Raw genomic sequence first — 25923 nt, 5'->3', positions numbered from 1 at the left:
ACTCTCTCCATTTAGTCTAGGCTGTTAGTGGCATGGCTTTTAGTTGTCGTTAAGTCTGTTTCACTAATATTGAGGGGTTCTAAATGCCAAATATCTTCACTGTATTGGCTTATGGTCCTGTCACTTGAAAACATACCACTGGCTGCTGTATTTAAAATACTCATTTGTGTCCAGTAGGTCTGATCTGCGTAAGCTTTATCAACTTCTTTTTGAGCTGCTACATAACTTTCAAAATCGTGAGCAACAAGCCATGGATCGTACGGGCTCTTAATTGCATTTGTTATGTCGTCAAATAAGCATGGCTCAAATAAATTAAAATGCCCGCTCTCGAGTAATTGCATTACATTCTTTAAATCGCTATTTTGCGATATTAAATGCTCTGGATTATAACGTGATTTAATATCGTCAATTTCGTGCGCTTGTGCGCCAAACAAAAAGAAGTTATCAGCACCAACAGCATCTCTAATTTCAATGTTTGCGCCATCCAGCGTGCCTATTGTCAATGCACCATTCATCATAAATTTCATGTTGCCAGTACCAGACGCTTCTTTGCCAGCGGTAGATACTTGCTCTGAGAGATCGGTTGCAGGACAAATAACTTCCATTGCGGTTACGTTGTAATTAGGCAAAAATGCGACGCGTAAATATGGTGCAGCTTGAGGGTCTTTATTTATAACCTCTGCCACGTTATTAATAAGCTTAATAATTTTTTTAGCCATGTAATAACCTGGCGCTGCTTTACCACCTAATAGAACACAACGAGGAACAAGTCCTTGGGTATCCTCACGGCGAATACGGTCATATAAATGAATCACATGAAGTATGTTTAATAGCTGACGTTTGTATTCGTGGATACGTTTTACTTGTACGTCAAACATCATTGATACATCAAAATCGATATCGCAGCGCGCCTTAACTAAATCAACTAAACGTTGTTTGTTTTCACGTTTAGCATTTTGCCACTGCTCATGAAATGTCTTGTCGTCATAAAAACGACGTAGGTCACTAATTTTTGAGAAGTTTTTAACCCAATCATGGCCAATTTTTTCACCAATTAATTCACTTAATACTGGATTACAATGCGCAAGCCATCGACGAGGCGTTACACCATTTGTTTTGTTATTAAACTTATCTGGCCACAGTGCATAAAATTCTTTAAATAATCCCGCTTTTAACAGTTCAGTATGAAGTGCTGCTACGCCATTTACAGAGTAACTACCTACAATAGCTAAATAAGCCATACGAATTTGCGGCTCATCACCCTCTTCAATCAGTGACAATGCACGTTGCTTTTCAACATCTCCCGGCCATTGCTGTGCCACTTGTGCTAAAAAGCGTGCATTTATCTCGTAAACTATTTCTAAAATGCGTGGCAATAATTTTGAAAACAACGAAACAGACCATTTTTCAAGCGCTTCAGGAAGTAGCGTATGATTTGTATAGGCCATGGTTTTAGTTGTGATTTGCCAAGCATCGTTCCAATCTAATTCGTAATCATCAATTAAAATACGCATTAGCTCTGCAACAGCAATACTTGGGTGCGTGTCGTTTAACTGAAAAACATGAAAATCAGCAAAGTCACTAAAGCTCTCGCCATGTTGGGAAACCCATTGGTCTACTACGTCTTGAATACTCGCCGATGATAAAAAGTATTGTTGGCGTAACCTAAGTTCCTTACCATTTTCGCTGCTGTCATTTGGATACAGCACCATGGTGATCTGTTCGGCTAGATTTTTTTGTGCGACGGCTTCTGAATAACTGCCCGCATTAAATTCGGTTAAATTAAATTCATCTGTTGCCTCTGATTTCCACAGACGTAGTGTATTTACGATATTGTTTTTATAACCAGGGACAGGTACATCGTACGGTACAGCTAATACATCTTGTGAGCCCATCCATTGACGGTGCTCTCTGCCAAATTTATCTGTGTAACTTTGCACATAGCCACCAAACTTCACACGTTTTGCATGCTCTGGTGCGCTTAGCTCCCATGGATGTCCTTCACGTAGCCAGTTATCTGGTTGCTCAATTTGGTTACCATCTTTAATCGATTGATTAAACATGCCGTATTCGTATCGTAGGCCATAGCCAATAACAGGCAACGCTAAACTAGCACAGCTATCTAAAAAGCAGGCTGCAAGGCGTCCTAGCCCGCCATTTCCTAAGCCAGCGTCGTGCTCGGCGTCTTCAATTGTTTCTATTGTTGTGCAGTACTCTTGTAGTGCTGAGCTTACTTGTTCATCTAAATCTAGATTTAAAACAGCATTACCTAGTGCACGCCCCATCAAAAACTCAAGAGAAAGGTAAGCCGTTTTGCGGCGTTTCTCTTGCTTAATTTGTTGATTCGTTTCTCTGCAGCGAGCCACAAGTCTGTCGCGAATAGTAAGCGCTAATGCGTGATACAAATAATGCTGCGATTCCCCCACCTTATCTCGGCCGAGGGTATAATAAAAATGCCGTGTTAAGTCATCTTTAAGCGTACTTTCATCAATAACGGGACCTTCTTGCCAGCCCTTTACTACACACACTTGATCACTTTGTTTAACCATGACTAACATCCTCTAAATTGGCACTAAAAACCCAACTACTTTGTGCTGAAATTTCAACCACCGCATCTTCATTACTGCTCACAGATGCATTATGTACACTTGATAGAATCATTTGCCACGGCGCATTAATTGGCGATGGGGGCATTTGACAAAAAATTGTTTTTTCACTGGCATTAAATACAATCAGCAATGCATGATTGTTTTGCTTATCAAGTAAGCTATACATTAAAAACTGCCTGGTATCTTCATGCCAGTGAGTATCAGTCATGGTTTTACCTTGTTCGGTAAACCACTTAACGGTAAAACGCTCGTCTATATCATCTAAAAATACACTGTGTTTAAACGCACTGTGCGCACGTCTAATTTTTAATGCATCATCAATAAATCGTGTTAACGAATGATTAAGTTGAGAATCTTTCCAGGCAAGCCAACTAGTGCGATTATTTTGGCAATAAGCATTGTTATTCCCCCCTTGCGAGTGCGCCATTTCGCTGCCAGCAGCAATCATGGGAACACCTTTTGAGAGAATTAAAGTAAGTAAAAAGTTCTTTTGTTGCTGTAAGCGCAGTGCGTTTATTTTAGAGTCGCTGGTAAAACCTTCTACCCCACAGTTAAACGAATGATTTGCACTGTGCCCATCTCGATTTTGCTCGCCATTAGCTTCGTTATGTTTATGCTCATAACTCACTAAATCGGCAAGGGTAAAACCATCATGACTCGTTATAAAATTAATGCTATTGAGCGGCCCACGTTGGCTGTGCTCAAAAATATCAAACGATCCATGCAAACGTTTTGCAACGCTTGCAATAATGCCTGTTTCACTTTGCCAAAAACGTCTAATTACATCGCGATATTGATCGTTCCATTCTCGCCATGGCGGCGGAAATGCACCAAGCTGATAACCACCTGGGCCTATATCCCAAGGCTCACTTATTAACTTAACTTTGTTAAGCACAGGGTCTTGGGCAACTACTTGTAAAAAAGTATGTGCGGAGCTAAAGCCTGCTTTTGAGCGGCCTAAAATGGTCGCTAAATCAAACCTAAAACCATCAACTCCCATTACTTCAACCCAATAACGAAGGCTATCAAGTACAAGTTGCAGTGTTTTAGGGTGGTCAATATTTATGGTATTACCACAGCCGGTATCGTTTATATATACGTCAGGCTGGCCATCTACTGTGCGGTAATAGGCTAAGTTATCAAAGCCTCTAAGCGATAGTATAGGGCCATCCGCCCCTGCTTCAGCTGTATGGTTGTAAACAACATCTAATATGACTTCTATGTCTGCAGCATGGAACTCTTGCACCATTTGCTTAAACTCGTTTATATCGTCGTTTACCAAATAGTCTTTATGGGGCGTAAAAAAGTTAAGCGTGTTGTAACCCCAGTAGTTTTGCAAACCTTTCCCTGTTAAAAATTGCTCACTAATAAAAGAATGAACAGGCAAAAGCTCAACGGCTGTAACACCAAAGCTTTGTAAGTGTTCAATAAAGCTTGGGTGGCTTAACCCTAAAAACTTTCCTTGTAGAGATTTGGGAATTTTAGGATGACGACACGTTGTACCTTTCACATGACACTCATAAATAACCGTGTTTGACCAACGGTGATTAGGCTTTTTATGCGTATACAACGTAGGAGCCGCTACTTTTGATTTAGGTATATCAATTGCATTATTTACAGTGCTTTTAGTACCGATTGGCATTTGCCCGTAATGGCGTTCACTCCAAGTAAACTCACCAAACAAGTCTTTTGCATATGGGTCTATCAGCAGCTTATTTTCGTTAAACAGTTGACCATTTTTAGGGTTATATTCACCCTCAACTCTAAAACCATAAAGCGCACCGGCGTTTAATGGCGAAATATGAATACTCCAAATACCCCCTTCGTTGATATTCATCGCCATTTTTAGTATTTCTGAATGGCCACTTTTATCAAACAGGCATACATAAGCTTGGCTTGCCCCAGGCGCATAAAGCGCGAAGTTAACCCCATTATCAATAACACTAGAGCCAAGTGGTTCTACATTACCGGGTGCTACATCAAATCGGTTACTCATCGTCAACCTTTTGTAAATAAATAGTAGTTAAGCCACCAATGGCAATTGAAATACTGTGTTTAAAACCATGATTTGATTCGTTTATTGCCTGAACTATCTGCGATGAATCTTTAGTTACCTCAACGCCAGAGCCAAAAAACTGAGTATCATCTGTATTTAAAATGACCTTGTAACGCCCTTTACTCGGTACGCCAATAACGTAGTTTTCATAGGACGCGGGGGTAAAATTAGCAATAACAACCACAAAGTTTTTTGCGTTTTTAGCATAGCGAACAAAGCTCAAAATGCTCTGCTGATTGTTATTGTTATCTATCCAGGTAAAACCAGCCGCGCTCGAATCTAGCTCATACAACGCAGGTTGGTTTTTATAAACCGTATTTAGTGTTTTTACCGTTTGCTTTATACCATTATGGCTTTGGTGCTCAAGTAAATGCCAATCGATAGAATGATCGTGCCCCCACTCTTTTCGCTGTGCAATTTCACCGCCCATAAATAAGAGTTTTTTACCCGGGTGTGCCCACATAAATGCGTAATAAGCGCGTAAATTTGCAAATTTTTGCCAATCATCGCCTGGCATTTTTTCAATTAACGAGCCTTTACCGTGTACTACCTCATCGTGGCTTAATGGCAATATATAGTTTTCACTAAACGCGTATACCATCGAAAAAGTCATTTCGTGATGATGATGCTGACGATAAAGCGGGTCGTGCTGCATGTAATGCAAACTATCGTTCATCCAACCCATGTTCCACTTATAACCAAAGCCTAAACCGTTGTGCTCAACACTTTGGGTTACACCCGGCCATGCTGTTGACTCCTCAGCCACCATCATAATGCCTGGGTTGTTTTTATAGCTGCGCATATTGACTTGCTTTAGGCACTCAATTGCACCTAAGTTTTCACGCCCACCGTAACAATTAGCAACCCACTCGCCTTCTTTTCGGCTGTAATCTAAATACAACATAGAGGCTACGGCATCTACACGCAGGCCATCTAAACCAAATTGATGTAGCCAATACATAGCATTTGATATTAAAAAGCTTTTAACTTCAGGACGGTCGTAGTTATAAATGTAGGTATTCCAATCAGGATGAAACCCTTGGCGCTTATCAGCATGCTCATATAAATGGGTGCCATCAAATCGATGTAAGCCATGCGGATCGCTGGGAAAATGCCCTGGTACCCAATCAAGTAAAATACCTAAATTAGCTTTGTGGCACTGCTCTACAAAGTATTTAAAGCTGTTGTAGTCGCCAAAGCGGCTGGTAGGTGCAAATAATCCAACAGGCTGATACCCCCACGAACCATCAAACGGGTATTCACTTATTGGCATAAGTTGCAGGTGAGTAAAATTCATTTCAAGAGCGTAGCTAACGAGTTTGTCGGCAAGCTCTGTGTAACTTAAATAACGGTTGTTTTCAGCGCGTTGCCATGAGCCTAAGTGCACTTCGTAAATACTAATTGGTGCATCAATATGGTTACGCTTTTGTCTGTTTTGAAGTGCCTGCTCGCCAAGCTTTATAGGTTCTGGTTTATACTGCAGTACACTTGCAGTGCCAGGTGCTTGTTGCATTTTAAATGCATAGGGGTCGGCTTTTTCGAGCACCTCTCCACTTTGCGCGGTAATTGCAAATTTGTAGCACATGTCAGCTTTAAGGCCTGGTACAAATAACTCCCATACACCACTTGCAGGATGAAAGCGCATAAAGTGGCGATTCGCTTGCCAAAAGTTAAACTCACCAATAATAGAGACACTTGCCGCATTAGGCGCCCATACACAAAAACGCACACCGTCTACGTTTTGTTGAGTACTAAAATGTGCACCAAAATGCGAGTAAGCATGTTCAAGGCTGCCTTCGTTAAATAAATACATTGCCTCTGCATCAAGTGTGCTTTCAAAGCTGTATTCATCATAAAAGGTAACGCTGCTATCTGTGTACTGAGCAATGCATTCATATGGCGCAGTGGGCAAAGCATCAACTTTGGCTATAAATAAGTCACTTTGCTGGTAGCGTTTCGCCTTAATACTTTTATTATTTACTGTAACACTTACGCTTATTGCACAAGGTAGATAAAAACGAATTTCAACCTCAGCATCCGTTTTATGTGCCCCTAAGAAGCTAAATGGGTCTTTAAATCGCCCTGTATTTAATGCGTGTACTTGTGCATCGTAACTATTTTCATTAGTTGTACTGCTCATTTAACCTTTCCTTATTGAATCGATAGCAGCTAAAAGTGAGGCATTTTTGGTAAAAATTTCTTCACTGGTATGCGTTAATACACGTCGCCAATTAGGATATTCTTTATCTGTTCCGGGGATATTGACCGGATACTTCTGCTCATCTAAGTCATCTATTTGTATTGCAAATAAACGCGATTGAGAGCCTGCTAAACACAATGCAAGTGCGCTATAAACAGTCACTACTTCACTATGTAATAAAAGCTCAGTTGTATTGCCATGGTGATTAATAAAACGTAGTAACCTTTGTTGCTCTTCTATTCGCTGTTGCTTTTGTTGCTCGTATTCATTGCAAGTTATAAGCTTATATTGTTGCTTAATATCTAAATCATCATGTTGCCACCAGCCTGTAAATGGAGGGACATCGTGATTGGCTATCATTAACAAACAATGTGTTGCTAGCTCATCTACCGATAAAAACTCTCCACTGTGTTGTTTCTCAAAATAAAATAAGCTGTTGGAAAAAATACCGCTAGATGCCAAAGCTTTCCTAACCTCTGGCGGTACGATGCCTAAATCTTCACCAATAACAATACTCTGATTAATATGCGATTCAATTTTTAAAATGGCAAGTAAATGCTCAAACGGATAATAAACATAACAGCCGTCTTGTTCGCCATTGCTTTCAAAGCACCACCATAGGCGCCTAATAGCCATTACGTGGTCAATTCGAAGTCCACCTACGTTTTGCATGTTTGCGCGAATGAGCGAGCGGTAAAATTGGTAGTGATTATTGCTAAGGCTTTGGGGATTGAGGGCTGGGAGGCCCCAATTTTGACCTGCTTCAGCCCATGGATCGGGTGGAGCGCCTACACTTGCACCTTGGCTAAACAACGATTGCTGATTTTTAAATTCAGCCCCATCGCCAGCACAACCAACAGCTAAGTCGTTTATTAAGCCAATAGCCATGCCTCTCTCTGCGCAACTTTTTTGACACAGTGCCAGTTGCATATGCGCTTGCCATTGCAGGTAATAAGCAAATGTTAGGTTATCTGATTCGAGGGTATTTAACGTAGTAGAATGAGTATTACAAAAATCAGTAAACGCTTGGCGACGCTCATCACTTGCCGTTAATTCAAACTGATTATAAAGCGCTTCAAATAACGTATACTTTATACGACTTACATTTTCATAATCTATAAACTGATCATTACTTTTAATAAGTGCAGCGACATCATCTTGCTGCATAATGGCGTCAAGGTTTTCGTTATTTATTGCGTCTTCGCTTAGTACGATGGAAATATAAAGAGGATTTAATAAAGCGCGACTATTAGGGCTATAAGGACTGGCTCGCTCTGGCATATCAGCGAATAGCAAATGCAGTGGATTAAGTAATATGTAATCCATGTTTTGGGAGCTGCATAGTTTTGTAAGCGCTAATAAATCGTCAAAGTCGCCAATACCCAAATTCGCTCTATTTTTTAATGTGTAAAGCTGAATAGATAATCCCGTGCGCTTTGTGTCTTCCACTTGATAGACTTGCTCAGGCACGCACCAAATTTGTGTAATAGCGTGTTGCTCACCTACCTGAACATTAGCGTCATGATAGCCAATTGGCATATTATCAATGGGTAGTGCCAGCTCAATATAGCGAACGCCATGCAAGTAATATTCACCAGTGACGGCCAAGTTATAAAGGTTGTCAAATGCTATGTGCATTCCAAGTGAAGGGACATCAATATTAGCGGCTAAATATTGCTGACGTTCATCTATACGAAGCTTTAACAAACATGTACTTTGCTCAACTAAACTCACACTAGGTACTAAATCCAGCCAAAGCGATGCATCTAAATCATAAGTTAGTTGAGCTATTCCTGCTTCATTATTTGTATCAACACCACAACATTGCAAAGCACGTTTACGCGTTTCTTCGCTAAAAAACACCTGTTCACCTGTATACTTAGTGAATTCAAAGCCAATACCATGCAGGTAAAACAACTGCGAAAGAGCATCCATTGAATCGCCTTAATTAGTGCGTTGAGTATTTACTATGCTGTTTTCTGTGCCAAAAGTATTGCCGATATAACCGTCAGCTTGATGGTCGTTATCCCAAATGTCTCCATTAATCAGATAACGAAAGTGAAATTGTTGATCGATAGGTAAGCGTTGCTTAAATTTAAACACACCTTGTTTTTTATAAAGCTTCATTGGCACTGGTTGCCAATCATTAAATTCACCTAATAAGCAAACTTCTTCTGCCTCTGGATGAGAAAATTCAAAAGTAACTTCAGCTTCATCTTTTGTTTTAAAAAAACGTTTATTCAACATAGCAGGCTCCAACTAAACCAAAAAGGGTACTTAATCTTTGCCACAGGCCATACAACTAAACAAAAAGGCGATGTGGTAACCATCTAAAAATTATTAAACGCGTTATTAGTTAAACAAAACTTTATTTACGCTTTATTACAGTGCAAATAATATTTCAATTACACCAAAAAGGTGCATTAACCTTATATACAATACGCTTTAAATGATACTTAACATACAGAGCAATATTCAAACCAACAAACTATTAAAAACCTCATTAGTTCAATATATAAATATTTATAGCTGCAAATATCCGAAGAAAATTTAAAATCCTAAATTACTTTTTTTATATTACTTCATCATGGATAATACACATCATTCTAATACTCTGAAATATCATTAATTTCATGTTGAAAAAAACCATTTTAATAACTACCACCATCATTTTTTTAGTTGTAGCTGCATTTATTGGTACCTCAATTTATACCCTATACAGTAAAAAAGAAATCTCAGTTGATCCTAAATTAAAAGAAATATCAGGAATAGAATTTGATAAACAGCAACGTTTATGGGCTATTAACGACGGAGGCAACGAACCAAAGCTATATAGACTCAATAAAGACGGTTCTATTGCTAAAGAAATTTTAGTTGAAAACGCTAAAAACATTGATTGGGAAGACATGACCCAAAACAAATTTGGGCACTTCTTTTTAGGCGATTTTGGTAATAACAAAAACGATCGTAGATGGCTCACTATTTATAAAATAGAAAACCCGATAGATATAAAAACAGATACGACTCAAGCAGAAATAATTAAGTTTACCTACCCCGAAATGGATGGCACTCCTATAAAGCCTAATAACCGTAATTTTGATTTAGAGGCATTTGTAGCTCTAGGACGTCACTTATATTTATTTACTAAAAACCGCACAGAACCATTTGATGGTATTACTAAGGTTTATAAAGTGGGCGATCATGCCGCTAATTTTAAAGCCGAGTTAATAGATTCATTTAAAACATGTACCACTTTAGAAAAGCTATGCTGGATAACATCGGCTGCTTTAAGCCCTGATCGTAAAAAGCTGATATTACTTGATTCAACCAGTATTTGGTTATTCGAAAATTTTGAGGGTGATAAGTTTTTTTCTGGCGATGTATCAAAAATTGACTTAGGAATAGTAACTCAAAAAGAGGCTGTCACTTTTTTTGATGACAATACTATTGTATTTACAGATGAAGAGTTTAAAGGTATTGGCGGTAATGCTTATTTTATAAAGCTTGATGAAGCCAAAAAAGAAATTATAAGAAAAAAACCGACCTCAGAAAAAGTACATCCATAATATAATGTTAGCTAAGCAAAAGTTCCAAAGCTTAGCTAACTTATGAAAGGTATCGAGTTAGTTACTCTTTTCGTTTGACGAATGGAGTGCTTTTTCTACATCAACACCTAAAATCAACACTCCAATATGACTATTATTATTATCTAAAACAGGAAAACTTAGCTGTACTTGAAAATGATGGGTTGATGCATCATATGTAACGCTATCAAAGTTATAGTCCTTTGACTGTTTAAATATTTTAGTAAACTTATTCTCATCCCCTTGCCAGTAATCACTGGTTAACTTACTTATTGCTATATTTTTTCCTTGGCTATCAGTCAATATAAGCTCAGTAACAACACCTTTAAACTGCGATTGCCATTTTTTAAATACCTTAGATAACGGTAAATCAAGCATAGTTAACCCATCAGCATGCCCAACGTGTTTACTCTCTTTTATCCATAGCTGGTCTCGTTTCTTAATTTCAGGCTCACTCAAAGGAGACTCATTACTTATTTGAACTTCTTCGACTAAACTAGGTAAGTTTAATAAGGTTTTAGCGCTACTGTAGAGCCTATCAAGTATTTGCTTTTCTTCACTTTTTGATAGTGAAAATGGAGCTTGCGCACAAGTATTTATATTTTCATCGAACTGCTGCATAAATTCAGGAAGGCGTTTGAGAAGTGAATGCGAAGCAAATAATCCCAAAGGTACATATCTAAAAAATTCTTTTTGGTACTCGTCTTTATTAATGCCTAGCTTAGAGGCTGCTAATTCAAAATCGTCTAAATCAAGTAGGATTCTATCAATCCGTTTATGGTGCATTACATTAACTATTTCTTCTAATGAATTTACTTCTACCTCAGCAATAATATTCTGAGTTTTAAACCAATTTGCTTGATAACTCCCTCTTACTGCACCATAACGCATTTTATTTTTTGGTTTATTAATGCTCTCAGGATGAGTAAACCAGTACCAGCTTTCTAAAAAAATAGGGGATGATATACGTCCATAAGCTTTCATTTCAGGCATTAAATGGGTTGTGAAATATCCATCTAAGCGCTCTAACTTTACTTCTCGACGTGCACGTAACCATGGCAAGGTTTGTAGCTGAAAAGGCGCTCCCATTTCAAATAAAATACACTCGACTTGGTTGACTGCATTATTAGGAGCTGTGGTGGGTAAGTTTGTCCCAAACTGGAGAGGCTCAGTTAAACCTAATAAAAGAGTAAAAAAATATGCGGGCATAATCTATTGCTAAATAATGTACAAATTAAAATAAGTGTAGCCAAACAGATTAAAATTGCATTATTTGCTGTAATTATTAGGTAACAGCTCTACTTTCCTCGCTATGCAGCGCTGACACAGTTAATAAACCGTTCTGTTAGCAGTGTTACTGTAGCTTTGTCTGTATAGTGCTGCTTAGCATTTTTCATAATATGCTTTGAGCAAACATTTTTAGATTCTTCAAATTGAGAATTGCAGCTAGCAACAGTATTACCTAAAGCTTCCTGATAAGCTTTATCTGCGCACATAGTTAAAGCAAAATCTGTAGCGCCAGCAATTATTTCATTGATATTTACTGAGGATGTTTCGAGTTTAAAATAGATATCACTATACGTATTAACTTCTGTATTCTTCTTTGAAGAAAAATGACTAGCTTTGGCAGTTAAATAATAGCCTATAAGTATGATTGATAATATCACTGTAAAAACCGTTTTCATAATTTCCCTTAAAATAATAATTAATATTATATTTTTTATAGAATAGTACGAATTTTTACATAAATACGAGGGAGTGAGACTCTCTACATCCATGTAAGTACTAAATAAATCCTTGTTATATAATTACTAAAAACGCAATTAAAAACTGTACCTGATTTTATCACTCAAGCGAAATAAAGCAAGAGTCTATAAACAATTTATTTAGAAATGTTTATAGTGACTCTAAATATGTAAACAGTATTTAACGACTTAAGTGTAAAAGGGAGATTAACGCTTAAATTTAGTTTCTAAAATAACAGAAGATGTTGTGCGCTCCACCCCATCAAGATTTCCTATATCGTCCAACAAATGACTAAGCTGTTCTAAATTTTGAGCCTGTACCACCGCAATTAAATCAAACTCACCACTTATGGCATATAGCTGTGAAATAGCATCAATTTGCTTAAGCTCAATGTTTGTTTTAGTCGTTAATTTTTGTCTTACTTTTATAGACACATGAGCTGATACCATTTTACTAAGGTAGTCGTCACCGTAATCAACGCTGTAACCTTTAATCACACCGGTTTCTTCTAATTTGAGCATACGGCTTTGTACAGTTGAACGAGATAAGTCAAGCATTCGCGCAAGATCAGAAATACTCGCTCTAGCGTTTGTTTTTAGTACAGAAAGTAGCTTTTCATCTTGTGGAGTTATCATAATGGTAATTTGCTTCGTTATTTTGCTTTTTATTTTAATCATTTTTCACAAAATAGCACTGCAATTTTTACTACTAACCTTCGATAATGGCACCTAACAGGAATAATAACGTGTTTGCTGAAGAATAAAGGCTATATTCTTCTTTGAGTTAGCAACTAATCTTTTATCTAAGCCCATTAAATTTAGGTGTAAAAATGCAAGTAACAAGAGACTTATTTAACGACGTAATGGTACCAAACTATAACCCATCAGCAATTATCCCAGTTCGTGGTGAAGGTTCACGCGTTTGGGATCAAAATAACAATGAGTTCATTGATTTTGCAGGTGGTATTGCCGTTAACTGTTTGGGTCACTGTCATCCTGCATTAGTTAAAGCATTAAAAGAGCAAGGCGAAAAAATTTGGCATTTATCAAATGTTATGACCAATGAGCCAGCACTTCGTTTAGCTCAAAAAATGGTTGAAGCAACATTTGCTGATAAAGTTTACTTTGCAAACTCAGGCGCAGAAGCAAACGAAGCCGCGCTTAAATTAGCTCGTCGTTATGCATTGGACGTATATGGCGCTGAAAAAACGCAAATTATTGCATTTAATAAAGGTTTTCATGGTCGCACATTCTTTACAGTAACTGTGGGCGGGCAAGCGGCTTATTCAGATGGCTTTGGTCCAAAACCTGCTGACATAGTACATTGTGATTTTAACGATATAACGGCATTTGAAGCGCTGTTCAGCGATAAAACATGTGCTGTTATGATGGAACCATTACAAGGTGAAGGCGGTATTATTTCACCAACAGATGAATTTGCTAAAAAAGTACGCGAACTTTGTACTAAACATAACGCGTTACTTATTTTTGATGAAGTACAAACGGGTGTTGGTCGCACAGGCGATTTATACGCTTATGAAGGTTTAGGGGTTGTTCCTGACATTTTAACAACGGCAAAAGCATTGGGTGGTGGTTTTCCTATTGGCGCTATGATCACTCGTACACCTATTGCTGAGCATTTAAAAATTGGTACTCACGGTTCTACTTATGGCGGAAACGCACTTGCTTGTGCTGTGGCCGAAGCGGCATTTGATACAGTCAATACACCAGACGTACTAAACGGTGTTAAAGAGCGCGAGCAATTATTCCGTGACGGATTAAACGCAATTAACGAAAAATACAACGTATTTAGCGAAGTACGTGGTAAAGGCTTATTAATTGGCGCAGTACTAAATGACAAATTTGAAGGCCGCGCACGCGACTTTTTAGTAGCAAGTGCTAATAATGGTTTAATGAACCTTGTAGCGGGCATGAATGTAATTCGTTTTACACCGTCTTTAGTTATCCCGTTTGAAGATATTAAAGAAGGCTTAGCGCGCTTTGAAAAAGCCGTTAGCGATGTAGTAAACGGTTAATATAGTTTAAATTAGCACGCCTACAGGCGTGCTATTGGAGCAAGCAATAAATGCAAGTATTACGTCCTATTACTGCCAATGATTTTGACGCGCTTAAACAAATAGCGATTGAATCCGGTCATGGGTTTACCTCTTTACCTGTGGACGATACACAGCTTAAAGAAAAAATTGAACGTGCTGAAAAAAGCTTTGCAAAAAACATTAACCAGCCACTTGATGAAAGCTATTTATTTGTTTTAGAAGACAGTGAAACAGGTGACGTTATTGGCACAACCGCTATAGAAGCCGCAGTAGGTTTATCGGTGCCTTTATATCATTATCATTTGGGTAAAACAGTACACCACTCGCCTACTTTAAATGTATATAACACCGTTGATATTTTAAGCATGTGTAACGACTACACTGGTTGCTCAGAAATATGTACATTATTTTTGCGCGAAAATAGCCGTAAAGGCCTAACGGGTCGATTTTTATCTCGTTCACGCTTTTTGTTTATGGCTCAGCACAGCGAGCGTTTTGCCGATACTGTTATCGCAGAAATGCGCGGTGTTAGCGACGAAGACGGTCATTCTCCTTTTTGGCAATGGCTACAAGAGCACTTTTTTAGTATCGAATTTCCACAAGCGGATCACTTAGTTGGCTTAGGCGATAAGGTGTTTATTAGCGAGTTAATGCCTAAATACCCTATTTATGTGAACTTGCTTAGTAAAAAAGCCCAAGCAGTGATTGGGCATGTGCATGAAAAAACAAAACCTGCGCTAAAACTATTAGAAAAGGAAGGTTTTGAGCACAGAGGCTACGTTGACTTATTTGATGCAGGCCCAACAGTTGAAGCAAAGCTTGGTAATATTCGCAGCATTCGTGACTCTCAAGTTTGCCCTGTTACGATTGGCGAGCTTGATCACATATCACAAAATAGCTCTGATACGCTGGCTGTATGTAATCAAGGCGTAAGTGGCTTTAGAGCAACATTTACCAAAGAAGCACATTACAATCATGCAAAACATACCCTCGTCATTAGCCAAGATGTGGCTAATGCGCTTAATTTAAGCCAAGGAGATGCAGCGCGATTTTTCCGCCTGTAAATAATTTATGAATACACACTTAATAAATAATCAGTGGCATGTGGGACTTGGTCCAGCATTTGAGTCAATCAATCCAAGTAATGGCGATGTAGTATGGCAAGGTAATGGCGCAAACGCTCAGCAAGTAGATTCAGCTATAAAAGCAGCCAGAGCTGCGCAATTACAATGGGCAGACAAACCACTTGAAGAGCGTATCGCCATTTTAGAAAACTTCGCAGCTCAATTAAAAGAACACAGCGAAGAATTTGCTACTATTATTGCACGCGAAACGGGTAAGCCATTATGGGAAACCCGCACCGAAGTGGGCGCAATGACAGGCAAAGTAGCTATATCTGTAAAAGCGTACCATGAGCGTACAGGTACAACCGAAAACCCAATGCCCGGTGCTAAAGCGTTTATTAGACACAAACCGCATGGCGTTGTGGCTATTTTTGGCCCGTATAACTTTCCGGGGCATTTACCAAACGGGCATATTGTTCCTGCAATTTTAGCCGGTAATACCGTTGTATTTAAGCCATCAGAATTGACTCCGCACGTTGCAGAATTTACCCTCTCACTTTGGTTAAAAGCAGGTTTGCCAGCGGGTGTTATTAACCTTGTCCAAGGTGAAATTGAAACAGGTAAAGCGCTTGCTTCTCATAAAGATATAGATGGCTTGTTTTTTACCGGTAGCTCAAACACAGGCCACTTATTACATAAACAGTTTGCAGGACACCCTGGCAAAATTTTAGCACTTGAAATGGGCGGCAATAATCCTCTTATTGTAAAAGATGTGAGTGATATAAGCGCCGCTGTACACGATATTATTCAATCAGGCTTTATTACCTCAGGTCAACGTTGTACGTGTGCACGTCGCTTATTTATTGAAAAATCAGCCAACGGCGATGCTATTTTAGAAAAGCTATTAAGCGCAACTAAAAACATTGTTGTAGACGACAGCTTTGCTACAGAGCAGCCTTTTATGGGTGCAATGATAAGCGAAAAAGCTGCACTGGGTATGGTTGCCGCGCAAAGTGAATTAGTCTCAAAAGGTGCACAAATCCTTGTTGAACTTAAGCAATTAAAACCAGGCACAGGTTTTGTAAGCCCTGGCATTATTGATGTAACAAGCATTACCGACATGCCAGATGAAGAGCATTTTGGACCGCTAATTAAAGTGTATCGTTACACCGACTTTGACAGCGCAATCATTGAAGCTAACAACACAAGCTTTGGCTTATCTGCTGGTTTATTGGCTGATAACGAAGATGATTACACTCACTTTTTAAAGCGCATTCGTGCAGGGATTGTTAACTGGAACCGCCCTATTACGGGTGCCTCAAGTGCAGCTCCATTTGGCGGTATTGGCGCCAGTGGTAATCACAGAGCAAGTGCCTATTACGCCGCTGATTATTGCGCATACCCTGTAGCATCTGTTGAGTCAGACAAAGTGAGCTTACCGCAAACCCTAGCGCCGGGCTTAGTAATTGAATAAGCAATAAAACCAAATTTTAGATTTAAGGACTTAACATGCATACTGATGTAAACACATTATTTGAGAACCTTTGGGAAAACTATTTAAACGTAACTCCATCGGCAGATAAAATTCATGACCTTTTAGGGTCAACGCAAAAAGATGACATCATTAACGATCATATTGCGCTGCGTACATTTAATATAGAAAAAGTGGGTCTTGAAAAGCTCGCCGCTCACTTTTTAGCAATTGGTTACAAAGAATGTGGTGAGTACCACTTTGAAGCTAAAAAACTTTACGCAAAACACTATGAGCATAGCGATCCTAATCAGCCAAAAGTATTTATCTCTGAACTATTAGTAGAAAAATGCTCGCCTGAGTTACAAGCCATCGTAACCGACATGGTTGACAAAATTGATGAAAGCGCAGTAACAGCTGATAACTTTTTGTATTCAGGCACGCATTGGCAAGTAAGCACTGATACTTATAAACAACTGCTAGCTGAAAGCGAATATGCAGCGTGGATGTCGGCGTGGGGTTACCGCGCCAATCACTTTACCGTAAATATTAATACGCTTGCTAAGTTTGATAATATTCATGATGTTAACCAAGCCCTAAAAGACGCCGGCTTTTCGCTTAATATGTCAGGCGGTGAAGTTAAAGGCTCACCAGAGGTGTTACTAGAGCAATCGTCAACACTTGCTGATGAATACTCTGTTACCTTTAGTGACGGTGATATGAGCATTCCTAGCTGTTTTTATGAGTTTGCTATTCGTTACCCTAAAGCCGACGGTGAGCTTTATACTGGTTTTGTTGCAGCCTCAGCTGACAAAATATTTGAAAGCACCAACGCTCGATAGCAAAACCTAAAGTACTTTATTTTAAAAGCCCGTTATGGGCTTTTTTTATGTCGATGTGTCGATAAGTTATATTGATGAATTATAAAAATAGCGGTTTATAATCGTTTTCTAACTTTTCAAACGACAAGTCGCCAATAAAACGGCCAAAGCTCAACCAAGTTGCCAAACCGCGTAAGTCTTTAAAGTGTGGTGGCACAAATTGTGGGCTCTCTATTACGCCTAAATCATGAAGCTGCGATATTAATCTAAAATCATCTATCGATATTTTACCTACCAGTAATAAAGGGAGTCTATCGATTCGTCCAAGCTGTATTGCAACGCGTATTAAGTTATAAACCAGTACAAAGCCTTTAATGTAGGCAATATCTTTTGTAAAAGGCAAGCCTGTTGGCGTACTGCCTCTAAATACACGCTGCGCAAGTGTGTAGCTGTCATCTTTTGATAAACCTTGCGCTACATAGTCACGGTAAATATCTACAAATTCAGCACCGTCAATTACCTTTGTAACCGCTTGAATACGGTTAACTAATTTAGATAAGCGCCTTGGGGTTGATTTTAAAGTAATAATTTCGGTTAGTACCGCTAAACCTTCTTGGGTAATAGTGGAGCTTGGCGTACCTTTACTCAAACACGTTAAATAAGGCTGAGCTAAACCATTTTGAGTGGTACCTACGTGTATCCACCCTTCGTGAACTTCTAAGATATCAAGTTCACGCTGCGAAAACTTAACATCTTGATTAAGCTTTATATTATTAGCACCTGCGGCTGCATCACTAACAATACCATCGCTAAGCATTACCTCTACGTTTATGCCTGCCATACTAGCGGTTACTTGCTCAGACAAAATACGCACTGCATCAACAGCATCAATATTTTTAGGGTCGTCAGGCAGTATGTCGGCTATAAGTAAATTTTGCAGCGGTTTATCTAGCATATTAGCTAGCTCAGAAAGTGAGGGCTCACCGGCATGAAATAAATCTTTAGGGTGACCAAATAACTCCACCGATAAGTCATGAAACTCTGGTGTGCCACGATACTCAAGCATACTTAATACTGTTTTATACTCTGTGCACATTTTTCCCATGTATTGAGCAATGGGATTTAACTGCCCCAATTGATTAATAATGTTACGGTGCAAAGTAGAAAACGCTTGGCGTAACTCGCTAGGTACAAAACCAAGATCGCGCTGTTGATAGTATGCACGATCGATCAGTGGATTTTTTTGACATTTTTGTCTAAAAAACTCCTCTTTAGTTTGTTTATCCCAATTAATAGCATCGAGTATCCTAATAGGCGTTTGCAATGCAATTAATTGATCCGATAACTCACGAGTTTTTAGTAGTAACGCCTTGTCTATCATGGTGTAAGCTCAACAATAAATGAATTTTGAGCATAATTTAAAAAGGCCAAATTACAAAGCAATATCACATTTTTTTAGCTATTGTTTTTAAGATGATCGACCCTCATATCTATATCGTATTAGCTTTTTAATAAAAGGTATAAAACATGAAAAACGAACTCGACAATAAACAGATTTTAGCCGTATATGAACGCATAATTCAAAAAGGTGAAATGACTGATGAAGGCAAACATTACCAGGGAGTTACTGCATATTCAGACGTAGACGGTTACACCGTATATCTACAAGGTAGCGGCGTAGAACTGCGCTTTGGTTTTCATAATACTTACCACCTTGACTACGAACATGAAAAGCATAAAGACGACTTTTTGAAAAAATTATATAACATTGCAAACGAGAGCTAATGCACCCACGAAAACTAAGACACCGCCCGACCAGTAAGCTCAATACTACTTTTATTAATCAAGTAGTAGAAGAGCTTAAAGCTAATCCAAGTAAAGTCTCTATTATTCAAGACAACCTAGAACAGTACCGTTCTCAAACTCATTTAAAGCGTGGTTTTTTACTGGCTATAGAGCGCTTTGATTGGGTATTTGAAGCAAGCAAAGATATTGATTTCATTTGCCAGCAAATTTTAGCTGATGACTACATTGGCAATAGACTAAGACGTTACCCCCTACTTTTTAAAGGCGTTATTAATAATGCCTGACCTTTCAATACCAAGCGCTTTAAAACGATAAAACCACAAAGTTTACTCTCCATATAAATTTATTAGAGCACTAAGCAATTGCAGGTTTAGTGCTCTTTTGTATCAAAATAATACTATTAGTACTCTAACTATTATTGTTCTAATGGTTTTTTGACATTTTATTCATTTATTGCTGTAAACAAATCATTACTATTATTGAATTTAAAAATTAAATTCTCAAGCCACTGTTTTAAATGAAATTAAACAAATAAAAACCACATCTTCTTTGTCCTATTAATTGCTCTTTTATTAATGATTAATCTACATTTTAGCATCTAGGTATTTACTTCAGCCTTGAATTGTTAGAGCTATTACCTTAAGCTTATGTTTATTGAACGTTCAATTAATAAAAATTATGCCTAAAGTCGGAATGGAACCTGTCAGACGTCAGCAGCTAATTGACGCAACTATAGAGTCAGTTGCTACTAAGGGACTACAAGGCACAACAATAAACAGCATTAGTAAAAATGCAGGTTTGTCGTCAGGTATCATTAGCCATTATTTTGGTGGTAAGCAGGGGTTAATTGAAGCCACGGTTAGATACTTACTAACAAGCTTAAAGCAAGGCTTAATAAGTAAAGTAAATCATCAAACCACTGCCATTGAGCGTTTAATGTTTATTATCGAAGCCAACTTTGCGCTTGTACAACAGCGTAATGATACAACCCGAACGTGGTTAAGTTTTTGGGCGCAATCGATGCATGATGAAGAATTACACAGACTACAAAACGTAAACAGTAAACGCTTGCAAAGTAATTTAGCATTTTCTTTTAAGCAATTAATGCCTATTGAGCAAGCAAATCAAGCTGCAGAACTTAGCGCCGCAATGATCGATGGCCTATGGTTAAGAGCAGTACTGAGTAAATCAGACAATAATCAGTTTAAACACAGTGAAAAGTTAGCAAAAAGCTATGTACTTTCACTTATCAAGCAATATGGAGCCTAGCGTGACTACACCTGTCTATCAAAATTTTATTAACGGCCATTTTCTTGCAAACCAGAGCGGCAAAACATTTGATGTAACAAACCCAGCAACGGGTGAGGTTATTTACGCAGTAGAAATTGCCGACGAATTTATTCAAAACGCGGCCATTGCCAGTGCAAAGCAAGGTTTTGCACAGTGGTCAGCAATGACACCTATTGAACGTAGTCGTATTTTATTAAAAGCAGTGGCTATTTTACGCGAGCGCAATGATGAGCTGGCACTTGTAGAAGTACTAGACACCGGCAAACCAATGCAAGAAGCAAATTGTGTTGATATTGAAACCGGCGCTGATGTAATTGAATACTTTGCAGGCCTTGCGCCAGCACAAGTAGGCCAACAACAAATGGTTGGTGATGACTTTTACTACACACGTAAAGAGCCATTAGGTATCTGTGCGGGTATAGGTGCGTGGAACTACCCACTACAAATTGCATGTTGGAAGTCGGGCCCTGCCCTTGCTGCTGGTAATGCATTTATATTTAAACCATCTGAAGAAACACCACTTGGCGCTATTAAACTTGCAGAAGTATTTGTTGAAGCTGGTGTACCTGCAGGTGTGTTTAATGTTGTTCAAGGCGCAGGCGATGTAGGCCAGTGGCTAACGCAGCATAGCGATATTGATAAAGTATCGTTTACGGGTGAAGTAGGCACAGGTAAAAAAGTAGTCGCGAGTGCTGCAGGTACGTTAAAAGATGTCACGATGGAACTTGGTGGTAAATCTCCACTATTAGTATTTGATGATGCCAACATAGAGCAAGCGGTTAGCGCTGCTATGTTAGGTAACTTTTATACGCAAGGCGAAATTTGTACTAACTGTACACGTATTTACGTTCATAAAAATGTATATCAACAGTTTATTGATGAGCTTAAAGCGCGCACTGAGAAAAACATTATTGCTGGCGACCCACAAGATTTAAATACAAACTTTGGCGCACTTATCTCTAAAAAGCACCAAGAACTAGTAATGAGCTACGTTAATAAAGGCATCGAAGAAGGTGCAACGCTATTAACTGGTGGTACAACGCTTTCACCTGAATCTGCACCTAATGGCTATTTTGTAGCACCGACTGTGTTCATTGATTGCAACGACGATATGACAATCGTTAAAGAAGAAATATTTGGCCCTGTAATGAGCGTGCTTGTTTTTGACGACGAAGACGATGTTATTGCACGCGCTAACGCAACCCACCTAGGCTTGGCCGCAGGCGTATTTACTAGCGATATTAAACGTGCGCACCGCGTTATTCATAAGTTACAAGCTGGTATTTGTTGGATTAATGCATACGGTAACTCACCTGCTGAAATGCCAGTTGGCGGTTATAAGCAATCGGGTATTGGCCGTGAAAATGGTATACAAACTCTTGATCAATACACGCAAACTAAGTCTATTTATGTTGGTATGGCCGACATAGAAAGCCCATTTTAAGGCGCCTTACTATGAGTAATCATTACGACTATATTATTGTTGGCGCGGGTTCGGCGGGTTGTGTTTTAGCAAACCGTTTATCTGAAGATTCAAGTAACCGCGTGTTACTACTTGAAACTGGCGGTAGTGATAAAAGTATTTTTATAAAAATGCCAACCGCGTTATCTATTCCTATGAATAGTGACAAATATGCATGGCAGTTTCATACGCAGCCTGAGCCTCATTTAGATAACCGTGAAATGCATTGTCCTCGAGGCAAAGTATTAGGCGGCTCGTCATCTATTAATGGCATGGTATACGTACGTGGCCACGCAAAAGATTTTGACGAATGGCAGCAACACGGTGCAAACGGCTGGGATTACCAATCGTGTTTACCGTATTTTCAAAAAGCAGAAAGCTTTTACCTTGGTGAAAATACTTACCGTGGTGGCAAAGGCCCGCTTGGCGTTAATAACGGCAACGAAATGAAAAACCCGCTTTACCGCACCTTTATCAAAGCAGGTGTACAAGCCGGTTACGCGTCTACAGATGATTATAATGCATCGCAGCAAGAGGGTTTTGGCCCAATGCACATGACCGTAAAAGACGGCGTGCGCAGCTCTGCTTCGCGTGAGTATTTAGACCCTGTTAAATCGCGTAGTAATTTAACAATTATTACAGGTGCACTAGCACAACGCGTGATTTTAGATGGTAAAAAAGCCACAGGCATTGAATACAAAGTAAATGGCGACGTTAAAACTGCACATGCTGCAAAAGACGTTATATTAAGTGCAGGCCCTATCGGCTCTCCACATATTTTACAACTCTCTGGTATTGGTGATACTCAAGCGCTTGAAAAAGCAGGCGTTGAAGTACAGCATCATCTACCAGGTGTAGGTCAAAACTTACAAGATCATCTTGAGTTTTACTTTCAATACAAGTGTAAGCAACCTATCACGCTTAACGGCAAACTAGGCATTGTTTCAAAAGGGTTGATTGGTGCGCGCTGGTTATTAACGCGTTCGGGTTTAGGTGCAACCAATCATTTTGAATCGTGTGCGTTTATTCGCTCAAAACCAGGTGTTGAATGGCCAGATATTCAATATCACTTTTTACCAGCGGCTATGCGTTACGATGGTAGAAGTGCATTTGCAGGTCATGGTTTTCAGGTACATGTTGGTCATAACAAACCAAAAAGTCGCGGTAGTGTCACTATTGCTTCTGCGAACCCTGAGCAACCACCAACCATTTTATTTAATTACCTTGAACACCAAGACGATATTGAAGGCTTTAGAGCGTGCGTTCGCTTAACACGCGATATAATCGAACAAAGTGCCTTTGATGAATACCGCGATGAAGAAATTCAACCAGGTAAACATATTCAAACAGATGAAGAAATAGATGCCTTTGTACGCCAAGCCGTAGAAAGTGCCTACCACCCTTCTTGCTCATGCAAAATGGGTGAAGATGATATGGCCGTTGTTAATTCAAATACGCAAGTACATGGTATTGAAGGACTACGTGTTGTTGACTCATCTATATTCCCAACAGTTCCTAACGGAAACTTGAATGCGCCTACTATTATGGTTGCTGAAAAAGCAGCTGACATAATTTTAGGTAAAGAACCATTACAGAAATCGGATGTGGATGTTGCCATAACAACAAATTGGCAAGAAACACAACGTAGTTCGGAGATCTAACTTTAGCCACATGCTAAGGTTTAGTCTCGTCGGGCTAAACCATTGCGTGCCTTGCAGTGGCACACGATGTAAATAGGTTATGTTGTGTTAATGCGAGAATAAAACAATAAAATACGGAGTGCTTATGAATTATTTTTATTCATTATTGGAGGGTAACAATGACTATTTGGCTTAATGCAGGCATCATTTTTACCTTACTTGCTATTATCACTATTTTAATTAAATGGGGTAATGTTCGCGTAGTAGGTGTAACACCAGTTCGAACCTTTACGTTTATAGCAATACTATTTACTTCTGGCCTTGATGTTGGCCTTATTATGTTTCCTTTAACTGAGTTTGCAGGTTATGCAGACATAAAAGCAAGCCCAGAATACGCGTTTGCAAATCCACTGGCTATTGAGTTTGGCTACTGGGGATTTTTGATCTGGGGATTTTACTTTCTTACGTGCTTTTATTTCTGTGTAATAGAACCTAAAGTGAAATTTTTCGAAATTCCTTGGGTTAAATTTATCAATAACGTTGTAATTATTGGTACATGTGCATTTACCGCTTATTTACTGCTTACAAACCTACCATGGTATTTACCCGAATTAGGCGATGGAACAAGTATAGTTTCTGAGTTCTATTTAATTGTATTCGCGGCTATCTGTTTTGCTGTGTACTCAAGTACTGATATTAAATATGTACGTATTTTAAGTATTTCTACTACGTGGTTATTCTTAGCTTTAATCGCCTTTATGTGGGCTGGCGCATTTGTGATAGGTGATAGTCAAATGTCAGCATTTACAGATAACTTAGGTTCTATTGGTACTTACTTTGCAAACATTAATGAATTTGTTTTACCGCTTAATGATTACCATGAGTTTTACTTATTCTGGTGGTTTGCGTGGAGTATAATGATTGGTCAATTTACATCACGCTTTGTTGGTGGACTTAAAACATACCAAGTATTAGGTGCAATGTTGATTTTCCCTTCTATTCCTATTGCGATTTGGTTTAGCGTACTTTATCACTACCATGAAGCGGGCATCCCAACTCAAGGTATTAAAAACTTCGCTATGGTATTTGTAGGTATTGTATTTGTAATTAACTCACTTGATTCGTTAGTGCGTTTATATACAGATAACCTAAACTTTACCGTAAAGCGTTTTGGCAAAATGAAATACATAATCGGAAATGTTGTTGCTCTATCATTACTTACACTATTGTTTAAATTAGAATTTTTACAAATTCAGTGGGTAGGCGCATTAGTTATTGGCTTGTTCTTTATCTGTGCAGCTTTTATTGGTTACAGTAAATTTAAAACAGTAACGAATATAGATAGCTCACCAAAAGCAAACGCAATTGATTACACAAAAATAGACACAGTACACTAGGGATTAATAATGAATAACAAACTAAAACAACTTGTCGTAGCACTACCATTTGCACTTTTATCAACAACTGCAGCAGCTGATTGGTCAACAACAATCACTGCAGCGTCTGACTACACTTTTAATGGTGTAACACAGACCGATAGCGACCCTGCAATTCAAGGCAGCTTAGATTATGCCTTTGATAATGGTGTTTACGCTGGTGTTTGGGCCTCAAACGTAGATTTTGGTGACGACACTGATTTTGAGCTAGATGCTTACTTAGGTAAATATGTACAACTTGATGAGCAATTTAGCGTTGATTACGGTATCGCTTATTACACTTATCAAGGTAATAACAGCGATGGTAACTACGCCGAAGCTTACACTAAGTTTGGTTATGCAAGTGAATACGGCCAAACTGAGCTTAACTTTTGGTATAGCTGGGATTACTTTGGAACAGGTGCGGGTCATGTAATTTCAATGGTTGCTCACACTTATGAATTAGCTCCAAATCACGCACTACGTGCAAGTTTTGATATTTCAAACTCACTTGATGGTGAAAAGTGGGCTTGGGATACAAACCAGAAAAAATCGTACAAGCACTACCGCCTAGCTTATCAAACAAGCTACGAAGGTTTTGGTATTGAAGTGGCTGCTGAAAACACTAGCTTAGATTACGATTATGCTGATGAGCGTATTGTACTTGCTGTTTCACGCACATTTGATCTTTAATACATTAATT

The 25923-nt window shown here is 38.8% G+C and carries 21 protein-coding genes; 12 read left to right on the top strand and 9 right to left on the bottom strand.

Features of this window, described 5'->3' with window-relative positions; genetic code table 11:
* Positions 1 to 11: 11 nt before the first annotated feature.
* Genes FFU37_RS20150 through FFU37_RS20130 form a run of 5 tightly spaced genes read right to left on the bottom strand, consistent with a single transcriptional unit; the run spans position 12 to position 9112 of the window.
* Positions 12 to 2549, bottom strand: a complete 2538-nt coding sequence (locus tag FFU37_RS20150; RefSeq protein ID WP_138490437.1) for a glycogen/starch/alpha-glucan phosphorylase — start codon at positions 2547 to 2549, stop codon at positions 12 to 14.
* Entirely contained in the window at positions 2542 to 4605 is a 2064-nt protein-coding gene (gene glgX, locus FFU37_RS20145) for a glycogen debranching protein GlgX (protein ID WP_138490436.1), read from the bottom strand. The genes FFU37_RS20150 and glgX overlap by 8 nt, the downstream gene beginning before the upstream one ends.
* Positions 4598 to 6805, bottom strand: coding sequence for a 1,4-alpha-glucan branching protein GlgB (gene glgB, locus FFU37_RS20140; protein ID WP_138490435.1), 2208 nt, complete (start codon positions 6803 to 6805; stop codon positions 4598 to 4600). Before glgB ends, glgX begins: the two co-directional genes overlap by 8 nt.
* Positions 6806 to 8800 (bottom strand): 4-alpha-glucanotransferase, encoded by a 1995-nt coding sequence (gene malQ / locus FFU37_RS20135; RefSeq protein ID WP_138490434.1) that lies wholly within the window; start codon positions 8798 to 8800, stop codon positions 6806 to 6808.
* A gap of 9 nt (positions 8801 to 8809) precedes the next feature.
* Entirely contained in the window at positions 8810 to 9112 is a 303-nt protein-coding gene (locus FFU37_RS20130; RefSeq protein ID WP_002958606.1) for an isoamylase early set domain-containing protein, read from the bottom strand.
* 386 nt (positions 9113 to 9498) lie between these two features.
* On the opposite strand from FFU37_RS20130, the gene FFU37_RS20125 reads away from it, so the two are divergent.
* A complete protein-coding gene (locus tag FFU37_RS20125) occupies positions 9499 to 10431 on the top strand; it encodes a hypothetical protein (protein WP_039487606.1) in 933 nt (310 codons plus the stop codon).
* A gap of 57 nt (positions 10432 to 10488) precedes the next feature.
* On the opposite strand, the gene FFU37_RS20120 is transcribed toward FFU37_RS20125, so the two are convergent.
* The 3 genes from FFU37_RS20120 to FFU37_RS20110 form a co-directional block, all read right to left on the bottom strand.
* Entirely contained in the window at positions 10489 to 11658 is a 1170-nt protein-coding gene (locus FFU37_RS20120) for a cache domain-containing protein (RefSeq protein ID WP_138490433.1), read from the bottom strand.
* Between the two features lie 101 nt (positions 11659 to 11759).
* Complete coding sequence (locus FFU37_RS20115) at positions 11760 to 12134, bottom strand: hypothetical protein (protein WP_033020651.1); 375 nt, start codon at positions 12132 to 12134, stop codon at positions 11760 to 11762.
* Between the two features lie 267 nt (positions 12135 to 12401).
* Positions 12402 to 12830 carry an Lrp/AsnC family transcriptional regulator gene (locus tag FFU37_RS20110; protein ID WP_002958609.1) on the bottom strand — a complete coding sequence of 143 codons (429 nt, stop codon included), beginning with the start codon at positions 12828 to 12830 and terminating at the stop codon, positions 12402 to 12404.
* A gap of 194 nt (positions 12831 to 13024) precedes the next feature.
* On the opposite strand from FFU37_RS20110, the gene FFU37_RS20105 reads away from it, so the two are divergent.
* The 4 genes from FFU37_RS20105 to FFU37_RS20090 are packed head-to-tail and all read left to right on the top strand — an operon-like array spanning position 13025 to position 17628.
* Positions 13025 to 14230, top strand: a complete 1206-nt coding sequence (locus FFU37_RS20105) for an aspartate aminotransferase family protein (RefSeq protein WP_138490432.1) — start codon at positions 13025 to 13027, stop codon at positions 14228 to 14230.
* Between the two features lie 50 nt (positions 14231 to 14280).
* Positions 14281 to 15315, top strand: coding sequence for an arginine N-succinyltransferase (gene astA, locus FFU37_RS20100; protein ID WP_138490431.1), 1035 nt, complete (start codon positions 14281 to 14283; stop codon positions 15313 to 15315).
* Between the two features lie 7 nt (positions 15316 to 15322).
* Positions 15323 to 16789, top strand: coding sequence for a succinylglutamate-semialdehyde dehydrogenase (gene astD / locus FFU37_RS20095; protein WP_138490430.1), 1467 nt, complete (start codon positions 15323 to 15325; stop codon positions 16787 to 16789).
* A 35-nt stretch (positions 16790 to 16824) separates the two neighbouring features.
* A complete protein-coding gene (locus tag FFU37_RS20090; protein ID WP_138490429.1) occupies positions 16825 to 17628 on the top strand; it encodes a DUF1338 domain-containing protein in 804 nt (267 codons plus the stop codon).
* 79 nt (positions 17629 to 17707) lie between these two features.
* On the opposite strand, the gene FFU37_RS20085 is transcribed toward FFU37_RS20090, so the two are convergent.
* Positions 17708 to 18988 carry a flavohemoglobin expression-modulating QEGLA motif protein gene (locus FFU37_RS20085; RefSeq protein ID WP_002958615.1) on the bottom strand — a complete coding sequence of 427 codons (1281 nt, stop codon included), beginning with the start codon at positions 18986 to 18988 and terminating at the stop codon, positions 17708 to 17710.
* Between the two features lie 146 nt (positions 18989 to 19134).
* On the opposite strand from FFU37_RS20085, the gene FFU37_RS20080 reads away from it, so the two are divergent.
* From FFU37_RS20080 to FFU37_RS20050, 7 genes are all read left to right on the top strand, one after another.
* Entirely contained in the window at positions 19135 to 19392 is a 258-nt protein-coding gene (locus tag FFU37_RS20080) for a DUF3081 domain-containing protein (protein ID WP_008169639.1), read from the top strand.
* Positions 19392 to 19697 (top strand): hypothetical protein, encoded by a 306-nt coding sequence (locus FFU37_RS20075; RefSeq protein ID WP_002958617.1) that lies wholly within the window; start codon positions 19392 to 19394, stop codon positions 19695 to 19697. Before FFU37_RS20080 ends, FFU37_RS20075 begins: the two co-directional genes overlap by 1 nt.
* A 409-nt stretch (positions 19698 to 20106) precedes the next feature.
* Positions 20107 to 20682 carry a transcriptional regulator BetI gene (gene betI / locus FFU37_RS20070; protein WP_052201234.1) on the top strand — a complete coding sequence of 192 codons (576 nt, stop codon included), beginning with the start codon at positions 20107 to 20109 and terminating at the stop codon, positions 20680 to 20682.
* A gap of 1 nt (position 20683) precedes the next feature.
* Positions 20684 to 22147 (top strand): betaine-aldehyde dehydrogenase, encoded by a 1464-nt coding sequence (gene betB / locus FFU37_RS20065; RefSeq protein WP_002958619.1) that lies wholly within the window; start codon positions 20684 to 20686, stop codon positions 22145 to 22147.
* Between the two features lie 11 nt (positions 22148 to 22158).
* Positions 22159 to 23826 carry a choline dehydrogenase gene (betA, locus tag FFU37_RS20060; RefSeq protein WP_138490428.1) on the top strand — a complete coding sequence of 556 codons (1668 nt, stop codon included), beginning with the start codon at positions 22159 to 22161 and terminating at the stop codon, positions 23824 to 23826.
* Between the two features lie 158 nt (positions 23827 to 23984).
* Positions 23985 to 25202 (top strand): BCCT family transporter, encoded by a 1218-nt coding sequence (locus FFU37_RS20055; RefSeq protein ID WP_002958621.1) that lies wholly within the window; start codon positions 23985 to 23987, stop codon positions 25200 to 25202.
* 9 nt (positions 25203 to 25211) lie between these two features.
* Positions 25212 to 25913, top strand: a complete 702-nt coding sequence (locus FFU37_RS20050) for a TorF family putative porin (protein ID WP_138490427.1) — start codon at positions 25212 to 25214, stop codon at positions 25911 to 25913.
* Positions 25914 to 25923 lie beyond the last annotated feature (10 nt).

It is taken from the genome of Pseudoalteromonas distincta, from assembly GCF_005877035.1.
Classification (GTDB): domain Bacteria; phylum Pseudomonadota; class Gammaproteobacteria; order Enterobacterales; family Alteromonadaceae; genus Pseudoalteromonas; species Pseudoalteromonas distincta.
The sequence above is the reverse complement of the archived record's forward strand: the minus strand, read 5'-3'. Positions and strand labels throughout refer to the sequence as shown.

Coding starts and splice junctions, on each gene's coding strand:
- FFU37_RS20150 (WP_138490437.1), bottom strand. CDS start 2,549: ATGGTTAAACAAAGTGATCAAGTGTGTGTAGTAAAGGGCTGGCAAGAA.
- glgX (WP_138490436.1), bottom strand. CDS start 4,605: ATGAGTAACCGATTTGATGTAGCACCCGGTAATGTAGAACCACTTGGC.
- glgB (WP_138490435.1), bottom strand. CDS start 6,805: ATGAGCAGTACAACTAATGAAAATAGTTACGATGCACAAGTACACGCA.
- malQ (WP_138490434.1), bottom strand. CDS start 8,800: ATGGATGCTCTTTCGCAGTTGTTTTACCTGCATGGTATTGGCTTTGAA.
- FFU37_RS20130 (WP_002958606.1), bottom strand. CDS start 9,112: ATGTTGAATAAACGTTTTTTTAAAACAAAAGATGAAGCTGAAGTTACT.
- FFU37_RS20125 (WP_039487606.1), top strand. CDS start 9,499: ATGTTGAAAAAAACCATTTTAATAACTACCACCATCATTTTTTTAGTT.
- FFU37_RS20120 (WP_138490433.1), bottom strand. CDS start 11,658: ATGCCCGCATATTTTTTTACTCTTTTATTAGGTTTAACTGAGCCTCTC.
- FFU37_RS20115 (WP_033020651.1), bottom strand. CDS start 12,134: ATGAAAACGGTTTTTACAGTGATATTATCAATCATACTTATAGGCTAT.
- FFU37_RS20110 (WP_002958609.1), bottom strand. CDS start 12,830: ATGATAACTCCACAAGATGAAAAGCTACTTTCTGTACTAAAAACAAAC.
- FFU37_RS20105 (WP_138490432.1), top strand. CDS start 13,025: ATGCAAGTAACAAGAGACTTATTTAACGACGTAATGGTACCAAACTAT.
- astA (WP_138490431.1), top strand. CDS start 14,281: ATGCAAGTATTACGTCCTATTACTGCCAATGATTTTGACGCGCTTAAA.
- astD (WP_138490430.1), top strand. CDS start 15,323: ATGAATACACACTTAATAAATAATCAGTGGCATGTGGGACTTGGTCCA.
- FFU37_RS20090 (WP_138490429.1), top strand. CDS start 16,825: ATGCATACTGATGTAAACACATTATTTGAGAACCTTTGGGAAAACTAT.
- FFU37_RS20085 (WP_002958615.1), bottom strand. CDS start 18,988: ATGATAGACAAGGCGTTACTACTAAAAACTCGTGAGTTATCGGATCAA.
- FFU37_RS20080 (WP_008169639.1), top strand. CDS start 19,135: ATGAAAAACGAACTCGACAATAAACAGATTTTAGCCGTATATGAACGC.
- FFU37_RS20075 (WP_002958617.1), top strand. CDS start 19,392: ATGCACCCACGAAAACTAAGACACCGCCCGACCAGTAAGCTCAATACT.
- betI (WP_052201234.1), top strand. CDS start 20,107: ATGGAACCTGTCAGACGTCAGCAGCTAATTGACGCAACTATAGAGTCA.
- betA (WP_138490428.1), top strand. CDS start 22,159: ATGAGTAATCATTACGACTATATTATTGTTGGCGCGGGTTCGGCGGGT.
- FFU37_RS20055 (WP_002958621.1), top strand. CDS start 23,985: ATGACTATTTGGCTTAATGCAGGCATCATTTTTACCTTACTTGCTATT.
- FFU37_RS20050 (WP_138490427.1), top strand. CDS start 25,212: ATGAATAACAAACTAAAACAACTTGTCGTAGCACTACCATTTGCACTT.